At 74.6% G+C, this 16,509-nt stretch carries 12 protein-coding genes; 11 read left to right on the top strand and 1 reads right to left on the bottom strand.

The window, feature by feature from the left end; all coding sequences use genetic code 11:
- From ACI797_RS25650 to ACI797_RS25610, 9 genes are all read left to right on the top strand, one after another.
- The coding region (locus tag ACI797_RS25650) for a UDP binding domain-containing protein (protein WP_456862807.1) at positions 1–215 on the top strand (215 nt) is incomplete at its 5' end.
- 259 nt (positions 216–474) lie between these two features.
- Entirely contained in the window at positions 475–1,161 is a 687-nt protein-coding gene (locus tag ACI797_RS25645) for a sensor histidine kinase (RefSeq protein WP_456862804.1), read from the top strand.
- A 29-nt stretch (positions 1,162–1,190) separates the two neighbouring features.
- The gene (locus tag ACI797_RS25640) at positions 1,191–1,931 is read left to right on the top strand and encodes a response regulator (protein ID WP_456862801.1); all 741 of its coding nucleotides are present in this window, start codon (positions 1,191–1,193) and stop codon (positions 1,929–1,931) included.
- Positions 1,903–2,553, top strand: coding sequence for a LuxR C-terminal-related transcriptional regulator (locus tag ACI797_RS25635; RefSeq protein ID WP_456862798.1), 651 nt, complete (start codon positions 1,903–1,905; stop codon positions 2,551–2,553). The genes ACI797_RS25640 and ACI797_RS25635 overlap by 29 nt, the downstream gene beginning before the upstream one ends.
- Before the next feature lie 198 nt (positions 2,554–2,751).
- Complete coding sequence (locus ACI797_RS25630) at positions 2,752–3,723, top strand: NAD-dependent epimerase/dehydratase family protein (RefSeq protein ID WP_456862795.1); 972 nt, start codon at positions 2,752–2,754, stop codon at positions 3,721–3,723.
- A gap of 25 nt (positions 3,724–3,748) precedes the next feature.
- On the top strand, positions 3,749–5,203 hold the full coding sequence (locus ACI797_RS25625; RefSeq protein WP_456862790.1) for a sugar transferase: 1,455 nt from the start codon (positions 3,749–3,751) through the stop codon (positions 5,201–5,203).
- A gap of 67 nt (positions 5,204–5,270) precedes the next feature.
- Positions 5,271–6,530 carry a hypothetical protein gene (locus ACI797_RS25620; protein ID WP_456862785.1) on the top strand — a complete coding sequence of 420 codons (1,260 nt, stop codon included), beginning with the start codon at positions 5,271–5,273 and terminating at the stop codon, positions 6,528–6,530.
- Between the two features lie 11 nt (positions 6,531–6,541).
- On the top strand, positions 6,542–7,855 hold the full coding sequence (locus ACI797_RS25615) for an O-antigen ligase family protein (RefSeq protein WP_456862780.1): 1,314 nt from the start codon (positions 6,542–6,544) through the stop codon (positions 7,853–7,855).
- Entirely contained in the window at positions 7,852–9,327 is a 1,476-nt protein-coding gene (locus ACI797_RS25610; protein WP_456862772.1) for a flippase, read from the top strand. The genes ACI797_RS25615 and ACI797_RS25610 overlap by 4 nt, the downstream gene beginning before the upstream one ends.
- On the opposite strand, the gene ACI797_RS25605 is transcribed toward ACI797_RS25610, so the two are convergent.
- Entirely contained in the window at positions 9,311–10,513 is a 1,203-nt protein-coding gene (locus tag ACI797_RS25605) for a glycosyltransferase (protein WP_456862810.1), read from the bottom strand. The two genes, ACI797_RS25610 and ACI797_RS25605, sit on opposite strands and share 17 nt — an antisense overlap.
- A gap of 301 nt (positions 10,514–10,814) precedes the next feature.
- Between ACI797_RS25605 and ACI797_RS25600 the strand changes: the two genes are divergently transcribed.
- Positions 10,815–13,421 (top strand): PKD domain-containing protein, encoded by a 2,607-nt coding sequence (locus ACI797_RS25600; RefSeq protein ID WP_456862769.1) that lies wholly within the window; start codon positions 10,815–10,817, stop codon positions 13,419–13,421.
- Between the two features lie 152 nt (positions 13,422–13,573).
- On the top strand, positions 13,574–16,507 hold the full coding sequence (locus ACI797_RS25595; protein ID WP_456862764.1) for a PKD domain-containing protein: 2,934 nt from the start codon (positions 13,574–13,576) through the stop codon (positions 16,505–16,507).
- The last annotated feature ends 2 nt before the right edge of the window (positions 16,508–16,509 follow it).

Raw genomic sequence — 16,509 nt, 5'->3', positions numbered from 1 at the left:
ACCTGGACCACGTGGCGACTGCCGAGGAGGCGGCCGAGCGCGCCGACGCCGTCCTGGTGCTCACCGAGTGGCAGCAGTACCGCGAACTGGACCCGGTCGAGTTCGGCAGGGTCGTGCGGCAGAAGCGGGTGCTCGACGGGCGCAACGCCCTCGACCGCGACGCCTGGGAGACCGCCGGCTGGACCTACCGCGCCCTGGGACGCCGCGCCGGGTGACCCCCTCGCGACACAGCGCAACCGGAACCGTCCGCGGTGGCACACCGCGTGGTCACCTACGTACCAATGGTGAAGTTGAACATCTGCCCAACGGAACCTTGCCGGAAGGGGGCTTGCGACCGCTGTTCGTGAACCTTGATGTGCCCTACCTTCCGGAGTCGCTCCGGTGACCGGGTGTTGCGGAAGTCCCCGCACACCGGTCCGCCGCGCACGGGGGAGCGCGCGGCACCCAGCACAGGGTGCAGATGGGGGGCGTCCAGTGACCGAGGTCGCCGAACGAAGGGACGTCGTCGCCCACGAGGTGGGCGATCGGCTGAGAACGCTGCTGCACGAGATCCGCCAACCCGTCGCGGTGGTGCTCGCCCTCGCGGAGGCGGCCCGGGGGGTCATCGGCCTGCCGCCGGAGCTGCTCGAGTACCTGGACCGCATCGAGGACCAGATCCAGGAGATCCCGAGCGCGGCGTCCAGCGTGTTCGAGGAGGCACGGGGAGCCGGCACCGAGAGCGGCCCCGTGCACGTCGACGAGGTCGTGGACTCGGTCGTCCGGGCGTACGCGTTCACCTGGACCGGGACGGTCCACCGCTGGGGCGGTCCGTCCACGGCGTGGGTCCACGGTTCGCGCTCGGCGATCCGCCGGTGCGTGGTGAACCTCGTCGACAACGCCGCGCGTGCCGCCGGCCCGTCCGGGACGGTGTGGGTGCGCGTCTCGTGCCCCCGCGGGTCGGTCCGCGTGGTGGTCGAGGACGACGGGCCCGGCTTCGGGCTGGGGCCCAGCGGCACGGGCATCGGCCTGCCGGTGACCCGGCGGACGGTGCAGGCACTCGGGGGCAGCGTGACGGCCGGTCCCTCGGCGGAACTGGGCGGGGCGCTCGTGGCCATCAGCCTCCCGGTCCCGGACGACGACCGGCGGCCCCGCTACCTGGCGTCATGGCCACCGACCGGCTGACCGGCGGGGCACGGGGGGTGGGAAACGGCATGCGCCTGGTTCTCTGCGACGACCACCGGCTCTTCGTGGAGCCGCTGGCGGCCGCGCTGGCGAGGCACGGGCACGAGGTCGTGGTCGCCAACACGCCGGGGCGGCTGCTCACCGCGGTCCGCGAGCACCGCCCCGACCTGGTCCTCCTGGACCTGCGGTTCCCCGTCGGGGACGGCATCGAGGCGCTGACCGCGCTCCGGGCCCGCCATCCGGACTGCCCGGTGGTGATCCTGTCCGGCTCCACGGACCCCCGGGACCAGGCCGCGGCGGTCGGCGCCGGTGCGGCGGCGTTCCTCCGCAAGGACCAGCCGGTGGCCGCGATTCTCGACGCACTGCAGCGGGTCGCCGCCGGCCGGGCCGTGCCCGCGCCGCCCGTGCCCGGCCGGCGGGGCGGTTCGGCGGAGCAGGACCGCGTGCACCGGTTGCTGGCCCACCTCACCGAGCGGGAACGCCAGGTGCTGCAGCTGCTGGTGAGCGCCGAGGACACCGTCGAGATCGCCCGCTCGCTGGGGGTCGAGACGAGCACGGCACGCACCCACGTGCAGAACGTGCTGTTGAAGCTGGGTGTGCACACCAGGCTGCAGGCCGTCGCGCTCGTCGTGGGTGCAGGGGTCGAGGACGAGCTCGCGCCGCGCACTACTGCAAGGGACGTACGCCACCATGCGCCTTCTGCAGGTCGACCGGTCCCACCGGCTCCCCGAGCATCCCTGCATGCCCGAGATCCGCGTGGTGCTTGCTGACGAACACCGAGCCTTCGTCGAGGCGCTGGGGATGCGGCTCGCGACGGAGCGGGGGATCCGGGTCGTCGCCACCGCCACGCGGTGCGACGAGATCGTCCGCGCGGTCCGGGTGCACCCCGTCGACGTCGCGGTGCTGGCCGTCGACGGGCAGCCCGGCGGATTCCTCGACGTGACGCCCCAGCTGCTCGCCGAGCGCCCGGAGCTCAAGCTCGTCGGCGTGACCGGCGCGGACGACACCACCGCCCTGGCCCGGGCCATCCGTGCCGGCTTCCGGGCGTGGGTGCCGAAGGAGGTCGGGGTCTGCGTGCTCCTCGACGTCCTGCAGGCGGTCTGCCGCGGGGAGACGTGGATCTCGCCGGGACCGCTCACGCGCCTGCTCCACCTCCTCGTCCACGACGACGAGGACCGGCGCCGGGCCGAGGAGCCGCTGAGCGCGCTCACCGCGCGGGAGCGGGAGGTCCTGGTCGCCATGTCCAGCGGCGCCACGCGGGACGAGATCGCCGGCCGGCTGCACATCTCGGCGAACACGGTGCGCACGCACACCCAGAGCATCCTGACCAAGCTCGACGTCCACACCTCCCTGGCGGCGGTGACCCTGGCCCGCCGGGCGGGGGTCGCCTGACCCGCCGCAGCCGCTGACCGGCCGGCCGCCCCTCGGGGCGGCCGGCCGGTCGCTGTGCGCGGAGCGCCCGGCCCCACCGCGGGGACGGCCGCCTCTCCGGTGGGCTGCGTAGTCGGAGTAGTGCCCGTGGCGGATCCCGAACCGTCACCCCGGCTCCTAGCGTCGCGGTCCTCAGGCGGTTCGGCACTGGGAGTCCTCATGAGATGCGTCGTCACCGGGGCCGCGGGCTTCGTCGGGTCCCACCTCTGCGATCACCTGCTCGCGCGGGGCGACGAGGTGACCGGGATCGACTCCTTCACCGACTACTACGACCCCGCCCGCAAGGAGCAGAACCTGCGCGCGGCCGCCACGCACGAGCGGTTCCGGCTCCACCGGGTCGATCTGCTCGACCCCCGGCTGCCGGACCTCCTGCGCGGCGCCGAGGTCGTCTACCACCTCGCCGGCCAGCCCGGCGTCCGTCCCTCGTGGGGGGCCGACTTCGCCGTCTACGTCAGGCGGAACGTCCTGGCGACCCAGGTCGTGCTCGAGGCGGCCCGGCAGCTCGACGTCGCCAAGGTCGTCTACGCGTCCAGCTCCAGCGTCTACGGCGACGCGGAGTCGTACCCGACCGCCGAGACGCTGCGGCCCCGGCCGGTCTCGCCGTACGGCGTCACCAAGCTCGCCGCGGAGCACCTGTGCGAGCTCTACCGCGGCGGCTTCGGCGTGCCCACGGTGTCGCTGCGGTTCTTCACCGTCTACGGACCCCGGCAGCGGCCCGACATGGCGTTCTCCCGGCTGGTCGCGGCGGCCGTCCGCGGCGGGGAGTTCCAGCTCTACGGCGAGGGCACGCAGACCCGCGACTTCACCTTCGTCGGCGACGTCGTCCGCGCGGTGCACGACGCCGCGCGGTCGGACTTCACCGGCGTGGCCAACATCGGCGGCGGCAGCCGGACGTCGATGAACCAGGTCCTGGAGCTCGTGAGCGAGCTCGCCGGCGCGCCGCTGGTCCGCCGGCTCCCGGTCCAGCGGGGGGACGTCCGCGACACGGCGGCCGACACCCGGGTGGCGCGCGAGGGGTTCGGCTACGTCCCCGCGACGACGCTGCGCGAGGGGCTCGCGGCCATGGTGGCGGCCGAGCGGGCGGCGGTCGGGGCTCCGGGAGTCCTGGCCGCAGCCGGTGCGGTCGCGTGACCGGCCAGGGCGGACGGCACCTGCCGTGACGATCGAACTGCACAGGACCACGGCGCCGGGGACGGCGCACCGCCCGGTGCCGCGGCTGGCGCCCGACGAGGCGACCCCGTCCGGCCCCGTCTCCGTGGAGGAGCCGCCGCGCCGGCCGCGCTCGCGGCGGGGCACCCGGCTGCTCACCGCGGCCCTGCTCGGCGTGGACGTCGCCGCCTTCGTGCTGGCCATGCTGCTCACCGGGACGACCGGGCTGAAGACGCTGACCGTCCTGGTCCTGGTCGTGCTGCTGTTCCACAACGCGTCCCTCTACCGGGCGGGGCTGTCGCTGTCGGTGCTGGACGACGCCCCGACCGTGCTGGTCCGCGCCCTGGCCGCCGGTGCCGGCGCCATGGTGCTGGGCGGTCTCGGCGACGGCGTCGCCGGGACGGCCCGGCTCAGCACCGCGGCCCTGTTCGGCGTCCTGTGCCTGCTCGGGCGCGCGCTGGCCTACGCGGCGATCCGGGCCGCCCGGCGCCGCGGACGGCTGCAGCAGCAGGTGCTGCTCCTCGGCGCCGGCACGGTGGCCGGCGGGCTGGCGAACTCCCTGCTGGCCCACCCCGAGTACGGGCTGCGCCCCGCGGGTCTGCTCGACGACGACCCGCTGCTGTGCCTGGGGGAGCGCCCGGTCCCCGTGCTCGGGATGTACCGCGACCTCAACCGCGTGCTGGTCGAGCACGCGATCGACGTCGTCATCGTCTCCTTCGGCCGGGTGCCCGAGCCGTCGCTGGTCGACATGCTGCGTGCCTGCGACCGGCTGTCCTGCGAGATCTTCTTCGTCCCCCGCTTCTACGAGCTGCACGCCGTCACCCGGGACACCGAGGTGCTGTGGGGCGTGCCGCTGGTGCGCATCCGGCGCGCCCCGTTCCGGACGGGCACCTGGACGGTCAAGCGCGTCGCCGACGTCGCCCTCGCCGGCCTGGCCATCGCGCTGCTCGCCCCCGTCCTCGTGCTGTGCGCCGCGCTGGCCCGCTGGGAGACCGGGGCGGTGCTGTTCCGGCAGACCCGCATCGGCCTCGACGGCCGGCCGTTCACGCTCCTGAAGTTCTGCTCGATGCGGCCCTCCGGCGAGCAGGAGTCGCGCACCCGCTGGTGCATCGCCGACGACGGGCGGCTGGGGCCGGCCGGCCGGCTCCTGCGCCGGACCTCCCTGGACGAGCTCCCGCAGTTGTGGAACATCCTGCGCGGAGACATGAGCCTGGTGGGCCCGCGGCCCGAGCGGCCGTTCTTCGTCGACGAGTTCACCCGCCAGTTCCCCTGGTACATGGCCCGCCACCGGGTGCCGGTGGGGTTGACCGGGTGGGCGCAGGTGCACGGCCTGCGGGGCAACACCTCCATCGCCGACCGCGCGCGCTTCGACAACTTCTACATCGAGAACTGGTCCATCTGGGGCGACATCAAGATCATGATGCGCACCGTCGGGCAGGTCCTGTCGGCAGGTGGCCGGTGACCACCGCCGCACCACGCAACGCCGGTCCCGGCACGGGGGTCCGGCCCGGACGGATGGGACGACGGACATGGATCTGAACCAGGCTGCGCAGCGGATCCTCCGGCGGCACTGGCTGGTGATCCTCGTGATGGTGCTGGCCGGGGTCGCCGTGCCCCTGCAGCTCGCCCGCATGCAGGAGCCGACCTACCAGGCCAGCGCCCGGCTGACGATCGGCACGTGGGACACCCGCGACGTGCAGGAGTCCAGCGCGCTGGCCGACACGGCGCTGGCCATCGCCACGAGCCGGGACACCGTCACCGCGGCGCTGCAGGCGGCCGATCTGTGGCGGCCACGGGTGACCCTCGTCGAGAACGTCCAGGTCGCGTCGGTGGGCACCTCCGGCGTGCTGGAGCTGACGGTGGTCGACGGCTCCCCGCGGGCCGCGGCCGCGCTCGCCGACGCCTTCGCGCAGGAGATCGTCCGCATCCGGGACGAGGCCATCTTCGGCGCCAGCCGGCAGAGCCTCGCCGACCTCGACGCGCGCATCGCCGAGGTGGACGCGTGGATCGAGTCGGTCGAGAACGCCGCCGCCCGGGCCGTCGCGCAGCTCCGCGACGTCGAGGCGCTGGCGCTGCAGCACGACCAGGCGGTGGCCGAGCGCGCCCAGCTCGGGGCGCAGCGCGAGCGGCTCGTCGCCACGCTGGCGACCGCGGTCGCGCCGCGGATCGTCGCCTCGGCCGGGTCCAGCGGCTCGCTGGTGCCGACCGCGGTCGTCACCCGCCTGGCGATCGGCGGGCTGCTCGGCCTCGTCCTCGGCGTCGCCATCGCGGCCACGCTGGAGTCGTGGCGCCCCACCCTCGACGGTCCGGCGACCGCCCGGCACCTCGGCGCACCCCTGCTGGCCCGGCTCCGGCGAGCGCCGCTGCCCCACCGCGGGCTGGGCGACCGGTGGCTGGCCAACTACCTCACGCTGGCGGCGGACGCGGCCGGTGTCCGGACCGTCCAGCTGGTCGCCGCGGGCCCGCAGCTGGACCTGTCCGGCCTCGCCCGTGAGCTCGACGACGACGAGGGCGGACCCCGGGTGGTCCCGCTGTCCCTCGGCGGCGCCGTCGGCGAGGAGGGCAGCCCGCGTATCGGGCTGCCGGGCTCCGGTCTCGTGGTGATCGCACCGGACACGGTGAAGGGCACGTCGGTCTTCGACCCCGTCGAGCGGCACGCCGAGCTGGCGCGCCAGCCGGTCGTCGGGGTGATCACCTACAAGGGCCGGGTCCGCCGGGCCGACCGGCGGGCTGCCGCGCCCACGTCCGGCGCCGCGGAGACGGAGCCCTCGGCCCTCCCCGCCCCGTAGGGGTTCCCGCGATGACCCGGGCATGGGGAAGTGCCCCGCCGCAGCCCCTGCTGGGCCTCTCCGAGGCCGAGCCGTGGCTGTCCCGCCCGCTCGAGCCCGGCAAGGGTGTCCTGACGGTGATCGGCCTGTGCATCGGGCTGACCCCCCTGGTCAGCCCGAAGGGGCCGGGCAACGGCGCACCGATCGACCTGGTCGTCGCCGTCGGGGTGACGACGGGGTTGCTCTGGGCGGTGCGCCGGCGGGCTCGCCTGAACTTTCCCTTCTTCGTGCCGATGACCGCCTACGTCACCGCCGGTCTCGTCGCGGCGATGCTGAGCGCGGTGCCGTTCCGCGGCGGGATCGCGGCGGGGCAGGAGGTGTTCCTCTTCCTCTGGTGCGCGACGCTGGCGACGGTCTGCCGCACGCCGCGCGCGCTGGCGTTCGCCGTGCGGGCCTGGGCGGTGAGCGCGAGCCTGTGGGCGGCGGTGCTCATCGCCGGGGTCGTCGGCGGCATACCGGCCATCTCGGGCACGACCGAGTGGGGCCGCCGCGCCCAGTTGTTCTTCGACCACCCGAACATGGCCGGCAACTACTTCATGATGGGCATCTTCATGGTGCTCCTGTCGGGGTTCCCCCGGCGCCGGTCGCTGCGCGCGTGCTGCTACCTGCTCCTGCTCACCGCGATGTTCTTCGCCGGGTCGAACGCGGCACTGCTCTCGCTGGTCGGCGGTCTGCTGGTTACCGCATTCCTCCACCTCCGGCTGCGGAAGGGGCTGGTGCAGGCCATCGCCGTCGTGACCACGCTGGTCGTCGCGCTCGGCGCCACCTGGATCACGGTCGTGCCCACCGTGGTCGCGGTCGCCGAGCAGAGCGACGACCCCCTGCTCCGGTACACCGTCGGGCGGAGCCCGGAGAGCGCCGACAAGCGCGGGATCCTGTTCCAGCAGCAGCTCGAGGTGTTCGCGGACGGCCACCTCCTCGGGATCGGCCCGGGCGCCACCAAGCACGAGCTGGGCACCGGGTTCGCCCGGCTCGACAAGGAGGCCCACAACGACTACCTGGCGACGCTCGTCGAGCGCGGGCCGCTGGGGCTGCTCGCGCTCGTGGCGCTGATCGGCGCGGTCGGCGCCCGGGTCCTCGGCAGCAACCGCAGCCGGTTCCCGCCCCGACTGGCGGAGGCGGTGCCCGTCCCGGCGGCGCTGGGCGGCGCCTGCGCCGCGTTCGCGCTCACCGCGCTGACCCACGAGGTCCTGCACTACCGGTGGTTCTGGACGCTGATGGGGCTGCTGGCCGCCACCTTCCTGCTCGCCTCGGCGGCGCGGCAGGCCCCGGAGCCGCGGGGGTGACGGCGCAGCCGCGCACCGGGACGGTCGAGCCGCCTGCGCCGGTGGGCCGGAAGGTGCTCGCCAACTCCACCGCCCAACTGCTCACGTTCGCCCTCCGGGCGGCCTCGGCGATCGGTGTCGTCGTGCTGCTCGCCCGTGCCGGCGGCCCGGTCGCCCTCGGCGTCGTGCAGTTCGCGCTGACCCTCACCGGCCTGCTGCCCTTCTACTACGGGGTCCCGACCCTGCTCGCCCGCGAAGTGGCCCGCCGGCCGGAGGAGGGACGGCGCTGGGTCCAGACCGGGTTGCTGCTCGCGGTGCTGCTGGGCGCGCTCTTCACCGCCCTGGTCCCGGCCGGCGCCTGGGCGGTGGGCGCCGGCCGGGAGACGGTCCTCTGCCTCGCGATGGCCGCCGCCGGCATGCTCTTCGACGGGCTGGCGCGGGTGCTGTTCGCGGCGTTCTGGGCCTGGGAGCGGCTCGGCCTCGAGACGCTGGTCACGGCCGGCCAGGAGACGCTCTACCTCGCGGCCACCGTCGTGCTGCTGCAGCAGGGCGGGGGACCGGTCGCCGTGCTCGGCGCGTTCGCCGCCTCCCGCGCGCTTGGTGCCCTCTGGGCCTGGCTGCTCGTGGGCCGGCACCTCCACGGCCTCCCCGTGCCCCGGGCCGCACGAGGGTCGCTGTGGCGCACCGTCCGCCAGTGCACGCCCTTCGCCGTGAGCGACACGTGGATGCTCACCTACGCGCGCTTCGACGCCGTGCTGCTCGGCGTCTGGAAGGGACCCGCGGCGGTCGGGCTCTACCAGGCGGCCACGAACCTGGTGCTCTACTTCAATGTCGTCCCGCGCAGCATCAACCGTGCGCTGTTCCCGCGCATGGGCCGGGCCTGGCCGCGGCGGCCCGACGAGTTCGCCCGGCTCCGGGACCTCTCGCTGCGCCTGGTCGCGCTGATCGGCGTGCCGATCACCGTGGCCTCCCTGCTCCTGGCGCCACGCACGATCGACTTCCTCTACGGCGCGGAGTTCGCCCCCGTGGTGCTGACCTACCAGCTCCTCGTCGTCGTGATCCCGGTGCGGATGCTGGGGCACACCCTCAGCCTGTCCCTCGCCGCGATCGACCGGCAGTCTGCGCGGACCGTGGCGGTCACGGTGGTGGCGCTGGTGAACATCGGCCTCAACTGCGTGCTCATCCCGCGCTGGTCCTACCTCGGCGCCGCCGTCAGCTCGGTGCTGTGCGAGATCGGGCTGCTCGTGGCCTACGCCGTCCTGCTCCGCCGGGCCACCGGCCGGTCGCAGATCCTGCGGTCGAACGGCTGGCCGCTGCTGGCCAGCCTGCCCATGGCGGGCGCCCTGCTGCTGACCGCGGGGCAGCCGCTGCCGGTGTCGGCGGCGGCCGGCGCCGCGGCCTACGGCGCGGCCGTGCTGGGGATCGCGCTGGTGCGGGCCCGCGGCGGACGGCCCGGTCCGGCCCTCGCCGCGCTGGTCAGGACGCGACGGTGAGCGGTGCGCGCTCGGGCAGGCGCACCGGGAGCGTGCCGACCACGCGGTCGAAGACGGCCCGGTAGGCGTCGGCGATCGCCTCGGGCGACCAGGTCGACAGGTCCGCGAGGGGCTCCCGGCAGGCGGTCGGTGGGGACGCGAGCCACTGCTGCGCGGCGTCGGCCGCGTCGTCGACGCGGCCGAGCGGGACCGCGGAGCCCTGCGCGCCCAGGGCGAGCACCTCACGGACGCCCTCGACGTCGAACGCCACGAACGGCGTGCCGGCCGCGGCCGCCTGGACCAGCACCTGCGGCAGCCCCTCCGCGTCGCTGAGCAGGACGACGAGATCGGCCCCGCGGAAGGCGTCCTGCACGTGCTCGGGCTCGGCCACGTGCCCGGCCAGCACGGCGTGGTCGGCCAGGCCGAGCGCGGCGAGCTCGGCGGTGAGCCGCGCGCGCTCCGGGCCGTCGCCGAGCACCAGCAGGTCGGGGGCGTCGGGGCACCGGTCGTGCAGGCGCCGCAGCAGTGCGGCCAGCAGGAGCGGGTTCTTCCGCGGCTCGAGGCTCCCGACGTAGCAGATCAGCCGCCGGCCCGGACGGGTCCCGTGGCGGAGGTCGAGCAGCTGCCGGGCCTCCGCCCGTCCGCGCAGCTGCGTCGGCAGCGGGACGCCGGAGCGCACCACGTGCAGCCGGTCCACCGGGACGCCGACCGACGCGAACCGGTGCGCGAGGTCGCTGCCGACGACGCAGAAGGCGGACGTGCGCGGGCCCAGCCCGCGCTCCAGCCGGGGGAACAGCCAGTTCTCCAGCCGGCCGTAGCCGGGGCCGAAGCTGGCCATGGACAGCGAGTGGACCGCCGGCACCCCGCTGCCGGCCGAGGCGGCCAGCCGGGTGAGCACCCCGGCCTTCGACTGGTGCGACACGACGACCGCGTACCGCCGGCTCCGGATCAGGCGCCACAGCGCGTAGACGGCCGCGAGGTCGCGCGCGGGGGAGACCGGCCGCACGAGACTGGGCAGCGACTCGACGTGCTCGGCACCTGTCTGCGCCCGAGCCAGCTCGAGGTCCGAGTCCTCGCCCAGCAGCACGTGGTGCCGCAGCTCCGGCACGGCCCTGATGCAGTCGCGCAGCCGCCGTTCCGATCCACCCCGGCGGTACCGGGTGCACACGTGCAGCGCCGTCGGCGCAGGCGCGACGTCCGTCCACATGAGGTCCACGTGCCCTCCCGCAGGGTCGGCCGGAGAGGCAGATGTTGCGCCTCCCGACCGTGTCCCAGAACCATTTCCGGAAGGGCGCGAGAATTCGCCCGGACGTCTCCGCCGTCTGCACGAGACGACCTCGTGCCAATGGTGTGCTGCATTCTCCTCGGACCGATTCGCCCTACCACCGCGGAGAATGGCCTGAGCACCGATGGTGAAAGTGACGGAAATGGTCCGGAAAGGGTTGACAGGCCCACCGCGGACGTCTTTCCTGGGCGGGTCTTCGGCGCCACCAGGGGGAGGAACCGAGATGTCCCTGGGTCAGCCACACGCACTGCGGCCGGCATCGCGCGCCGCCGTCGCGCTCGCCGTGGTGGCCGCCGCGCTGATCGCCGCGCCCGCCCCGCCGGCGCGGGCCGACGCACTGACGGCGACCCTGGTGCGGACGGTCGAGACGGGGAACTGGGCGGTCCCCAGCCCGGACCCCGCCGGCATCACGTACCTGCCGAGCACCGGACAGCTGCTGGTCAGCGACTCCGAGGTCGACGAGATGCCGCTGTACACCGGGACGAACCTCTTCCTCGCCGGCCGGGACGGCGCGCAGGCGGCCGAGGTCGGCGGCACCACCGTCCCGTGGTCGCACGAGCCGGCCGGCGTCAGCTACGACGAGGCCCGCGGCGTCCTGTACGTCTCCGACGACGACCTCGACCTCGTCTTCCGGGTCCAGCCCGGTGCCGACGGACGGTTCGGGACGGCGGACGACAGCCAGACGTCCTTCTCCACCCGGCCGTTCCGCAACGGCGACGCCGAGGACGTCGCGGTGGAGGTGGACGCCCTCGGCAACGGGCACCTGATGGTCGTCGACGGCCACGACAAGGCGGTGTACGACTGGGGTCCCGGGCCCAACGGCGCCTTCGACGCCCTCGCGCCGAACGGGGACGACACGGTCACCGGCTTCGACCTGTCCCGCTACGGGGCGATGGACCCGGAGGGGCTCGTCGTCCACCCGACGCGCGGGACGATCCTGGTGCTCGACAGCGGCAGCGGCACCGTCTACGAGGTCAGCCGCAACGGCGCGCTGGTCAACGCGATCAGCATCGCGGCGGCCGATCCGAAGAGCGCGGCGGGGATCACCCTGGCCCCGCCCAGCGACGGGTCGGGCGGGCTGAACCTGTACGTGGTCGACCGGAGGGTCGACAACAACACCAACTCCAGCGAGCGCGACGGCCTCCTCCACGAGCTGGCGGTGGCGCTGCCGCCGCTGCCCGGGAACCTGGCGCCCTACGTGTACGCGGGCGCCGACCGGGACGTGCGGATGCCGTCGGCGGCCGGTCTGTCCGGCGCCGTGACCGACGACGGCCGGCCCACGGGGGCCACGCCCACCGCCGCGTGGTCGGTGGTGAGCGGGCCCGGTGAGGTGACCTTCGCCGACCCGGCCGCGGCGTCGACGACGGCGACGTTCTCGGTCGCGGGCGACTACGTCCTGCGCCTCACGGGCAGCGACGGGGAGCTGCAGGCCACCGACGACGTCACGGTCAAGGTGACGGCGTTCCCGCCGGGCGTGCTCGAGGTGCCGGTGACGGCCGGCAGCGACGACGCGGAGGAGCGGTCGGCCAGCGTCTCGCTCACCGGGACCGACCTGGAGCTCGTCACCGACGGCAGCACCGTCCAGAAGGTGGGCCTCCGGTTCACCGGGGTCGCGCTGCCGCCCCGGGCCACGGTCACCAACGCCTACGTGCAGTTCACGGTCGACGAGGCGACGAGCACGGCCACGGCCCTCGCGATCGGCGGGCAGGCCGCCGACGACGCGCCGACATTCACGACGGCGTCGAAGAACGTCTCCTCACGGCCGCGCACGGCGGCGAGCATCGCCTGGGCCCCACCCGCCTGGCCGACCCTCGGCGCGCACGGGGCGGAGCAGCGGACACCGAACCTCGCGCCGGTCCTGCGCGAGATCGTCAACCGCCCCGGGTGGGTCAGCGGCAACGCCGTCGTCCTCGTCGTCACGGGCAGCGGCGCCCGCACCGCGGCGGCGTTCGAGCGGGGGGCGGGCCGGGCCCCGGTGCTGCACATCGAGTACGGCAGCCCGAGCGACACCAACACCGCCCCGGTGGTGGACGCCCGTCAGGACGTCGAGGTGACGATGCCGCACGAGGCGTCGCTGGCCGGCTTGGTCGTCGACGACGGGCTCCCGCTCGGCTCTGACGTGGGCGCCGAGTGGTCGAAGATCTCCGGGCCGGGCGACGTCACCTTCGACGACACGACGGCGGAGGCGACGACGGCGACGTTCTCGGCACCCGGCGCCTACGTGCTCCGGCTGACCGCCGACGACGGGGAACTCCAGGCGTCCGACGACGTCACCGTCACGGTCAACCCGCCACCCCCGGGCGTCCAAGACGTGCCCGTGGCGTCGGGTACGGACGACGCCGAGGAACGGTCGGCGAGCGTGTCCCTGACCGGGACCGACCTCGAGCTGGTCGCGGACGGCACCACGGTGCAGACCGTCGGGCTGCGCTTCGCCGGGGTCGCCGTGCCCCCGGGAGCGACGATCACCGCCGCGTACGTGCAGTTCTCGGTCGACGAGGCCACGTCGAGCGCCACTGCCCTGACCATCGGCGGTCAGGCCGCGGACGCCGCGCCGGCGTTCGCCAACGTCTCCAAGAACATCTCGTCCCGGCCCCGGACGACCGCGACCGTCGCGTGGACGCCCGCGGCCTGGCCGACCGTCGGCGCGCGCGGCACCGACCAGCGCACGCCGGACCTGACCGCGGTGCTGCAGGAGATCGTCAGCCGCTCCGGCTGGCAGAGCGGCAACCCCGTCGTCCTGGTCGTCACCGGCAGCGGCACCCGCACGGCCGCCGCGTTCGAGCGGGGCACGGCCCGTGCCCCGGTCCTGCACGTCGAGTGGTCCGGCTGAGAGCCGGCGGCGGTGCCTACGACCGATGGACGACACCGCGTCATGCACCTGGCGGGTGACGCGGCGGGCGCGCGCCAGAAGGCTGGCCGGGCGCGGGTCCGTGCCCAGCAGCGGGCGCGGTCCGGGGGTCCCGAGCCGGAATGGATGTCGCCGTGAGACTGCCGATCGCAGTACGCACCGTCCCCGTCGTGGTCCTGGTGGCGGCCGGGTTCGTCGCCCTGGCCCCGGCACCGGCCGGCGCCGCCGCCCTCACCGCCACGCTGGTGGCCCAGCACTCGACGTCCTCGTGGGGCCGGCCCAGCCCCGACCCGTCGGGCATCACGTACCTGCCCGCGACCAACCAGCTGCTCATCGCCGACGGCGAGGTCGACGAGATGCCGCTGTACGCGGGTACCAACCTCTTCGTCTCGAGCCTGACCGGTGTGCAGCAGTCGTCGTTCCCCGGCGGGACCAGCCTGCCGTGGTCGGACGAGCCCACCGGCATCGGCTACCGCCCGTCGAACGGCTACGTCTACGTCTCCGACGACGACGCCGACCGGATCTTCCAGGTGGTCGCCGGCGCCGACGGCCGGTACGGCACCCCGGACGACACCGTGACCTCCTTCTCGACGCGCCCGCAGAGCGGGGACGCGGAGGACGTCACCATCGACATGGACGTCACCAACAACGGCCACCTGCTCGTGATCGACGGGGTCAACAAGGACGTCCTCGACTACGGCCCGGGTACCAACGGCCGCTTCGACGGGATCCCGCCGGCCGGCGACGACACGGTCGTGGTCATGGACGTCGGCCAGTACGGGGCGGGGGACCCCGAGGGCATCGAGTACTACCCGGGGCGCAACACCATCCTCGTGCTGGACGACACCAGCGGGCGGATCTACGAGCTCACCCGCCAGGGCGCGCTGCTCAACACGATCAGCATCGCGGCCGCCTCGCCGCGCAAGGCCGCCGGCATGACCCTCGCCCCGGCCAGCAACGGCTCCGGGGCGCAGAACCTCTACATCGTCGACCGCGGCACCGACAACGACTCGAACCCGAACGAGAACGACGGCCGGTTCTACGAGATGGCCGTGACCCTGCCGCCGGTGCCCACCGGCAGCAACCAGGCGCCGACCGTGAACGCGGGCCCGGACCAGACGGTCACCCTGCCGAGCGCGGCGACGCTCACCGGTTCGATCACCGACGACGGGCTGCCGAACCCGCCCGGGACGACGACCGCCACCTGGTCGAAGGTCAGCGGTCCCGGCACCGTGACCTTCGGCAACGCGAACGCCCCCTCGACCACGGCGTCCTTCAGCGCGGGCGGCAGCTACGTGCTGCGCCTGACCGCGAACGACGGGCAGCTGCAGACCAGCGACGACGTGTCCGTCGTGGTCGGCACGGGCGATCCGGGCGGGGGAGGCAGCAACGTGCTCGACGTGCCGGTACGGACCGGCGCGGACGACGCGGAGGAGCGGAACTCCACCAGGGCGGTCAGCCTGACCAGCACCGACCTCGACCTGGTCACCGACGGCACGGCGCCGCAGACGGTGGGTCTGCGGTTCACGGAGGTCACCGTCCCGCGCGGGGCCACGATCACCAGGGCCTACGTGCAGTTCCAGGTGGACGAGGCGACGACGGCCGCGGCGAACCTGACCATCGCCGGGCAGGCGGCGGACAACCCGCCGGCGTTCACCACCACCGCGGGCGACGTCTCCGGCCGGCCGCGGACGACGGCGTCGGTGGGCTGGACGCCGCCGTCGTGGCCGACCGTGGGCGCGCGCGGGCAGGACCAGCAGACGGCGAACCTGACGCCGGTCGTGCAGGAGATCGTGTCCCGCTCCGGATGGGCGAGCGGCAACGCCCTGGTCCTGGTGCTGACCGGCAGCGGGACCCGGCTGGCCGAGTCCGCCAACGGGGCGCCCGGCGGCGCGCCGGTGCTGCACATCGAGTACGGCGGCACCGGCCCGGCCAACACCCAGCCCAGCGTGAACGCGGGCGCCGACCAGACCGTGACCCTGCCGGCAGCGGCCACCCTCGACGGAACGGTGACCGACGACGGACGGCCCACCGGCACCCTGACCACGACCTGGACCAAGGTGACCGGCCCCGGGACGGTGACGTTCGCGAGCGCGAGCAGCGTGGACACGACGGCGACCTTCAGCGCCGCCGGCAGCTACGTGCTCCGGCTGACCGCGAACGACGGCCAGCTGCAGGCCAACGACGACGTCGCGGTCACCGTGCTCGACGGCGGGACCACCCCCACCAACACGGCACCGCAGGTGAACGCCGGCGCCGACCAGGCGGTCACCATGCCCGCGGCCGCCACGCTGGACGGGACGGTGACCGACGACGGCCTGCCCTCCCCGCCCGCGGTCACCACGGTGACCTGGTCGCAGGTGAGCGGACCCGGCACGGTGAGCTTCGCCGATTCCCACGCGGTCGACACCACCGCGACCTTCAGCGCCGGGGGGAGATACGTGCTGCGGCTGACCGCCGAGGACGGCTCGCCGCAGCAGGGCAGCGACGACGTGACCGTGACCGTGACCGATCCCGCCGCGCCGGCGCCCACCGCGCTGGAGGTGCCGGTGCGGGCGAGCGCGGACGACGCCGAGGAGCGCGTCTCCACCGGCGCGGTCAGCCTCACCAGCGGTGACCTCAACCTCGGTCAGGACGGCACGGCCAACCAGGTGTCCGCCCTGCGGTTCACCGGCGTGAGCATCCCGGCCGGGGCGACGATCACCGCGGCCTGGGTGCAGTTCCAGGTCGACGAGGTCTCCACCGCGGCGTGCACCGTCACCGTGCGGGGGGAGGCTGCCGTCAACGCGGCGGCGTTCACCACCACCGCGCGCAGCATCTCCAGCCGGGCCGGCACGGCGGCAGCGGTGACGTGGACGCCGGCGTCCTGGCCCACGGCGGGCGCCCGCGGCGGGGACCAGCGCACGCCGGACCTGGCGGCGGTCGTGCAGGAGATCGTCGGGCAGGGCGGCTGGGCCAGCGGCAACGCGCTGGTGCTGACCGTCACCGGCACCGGCACCCGCGTGGCCGAGTCCTACGACGGCGGCGCGGCCCGCGCGCCGGTGCTGCACGTCGAGTACACCGCCTGAGC

Source organism: Geodermatophilus sp. SYSU D00691, assembly GCF_054050275.1.
The sequence above is the reverse complement of the archived record's forward strand: the minus strand, read 5'-3'. Positions and strand labels throughout refer to the sequence as shown.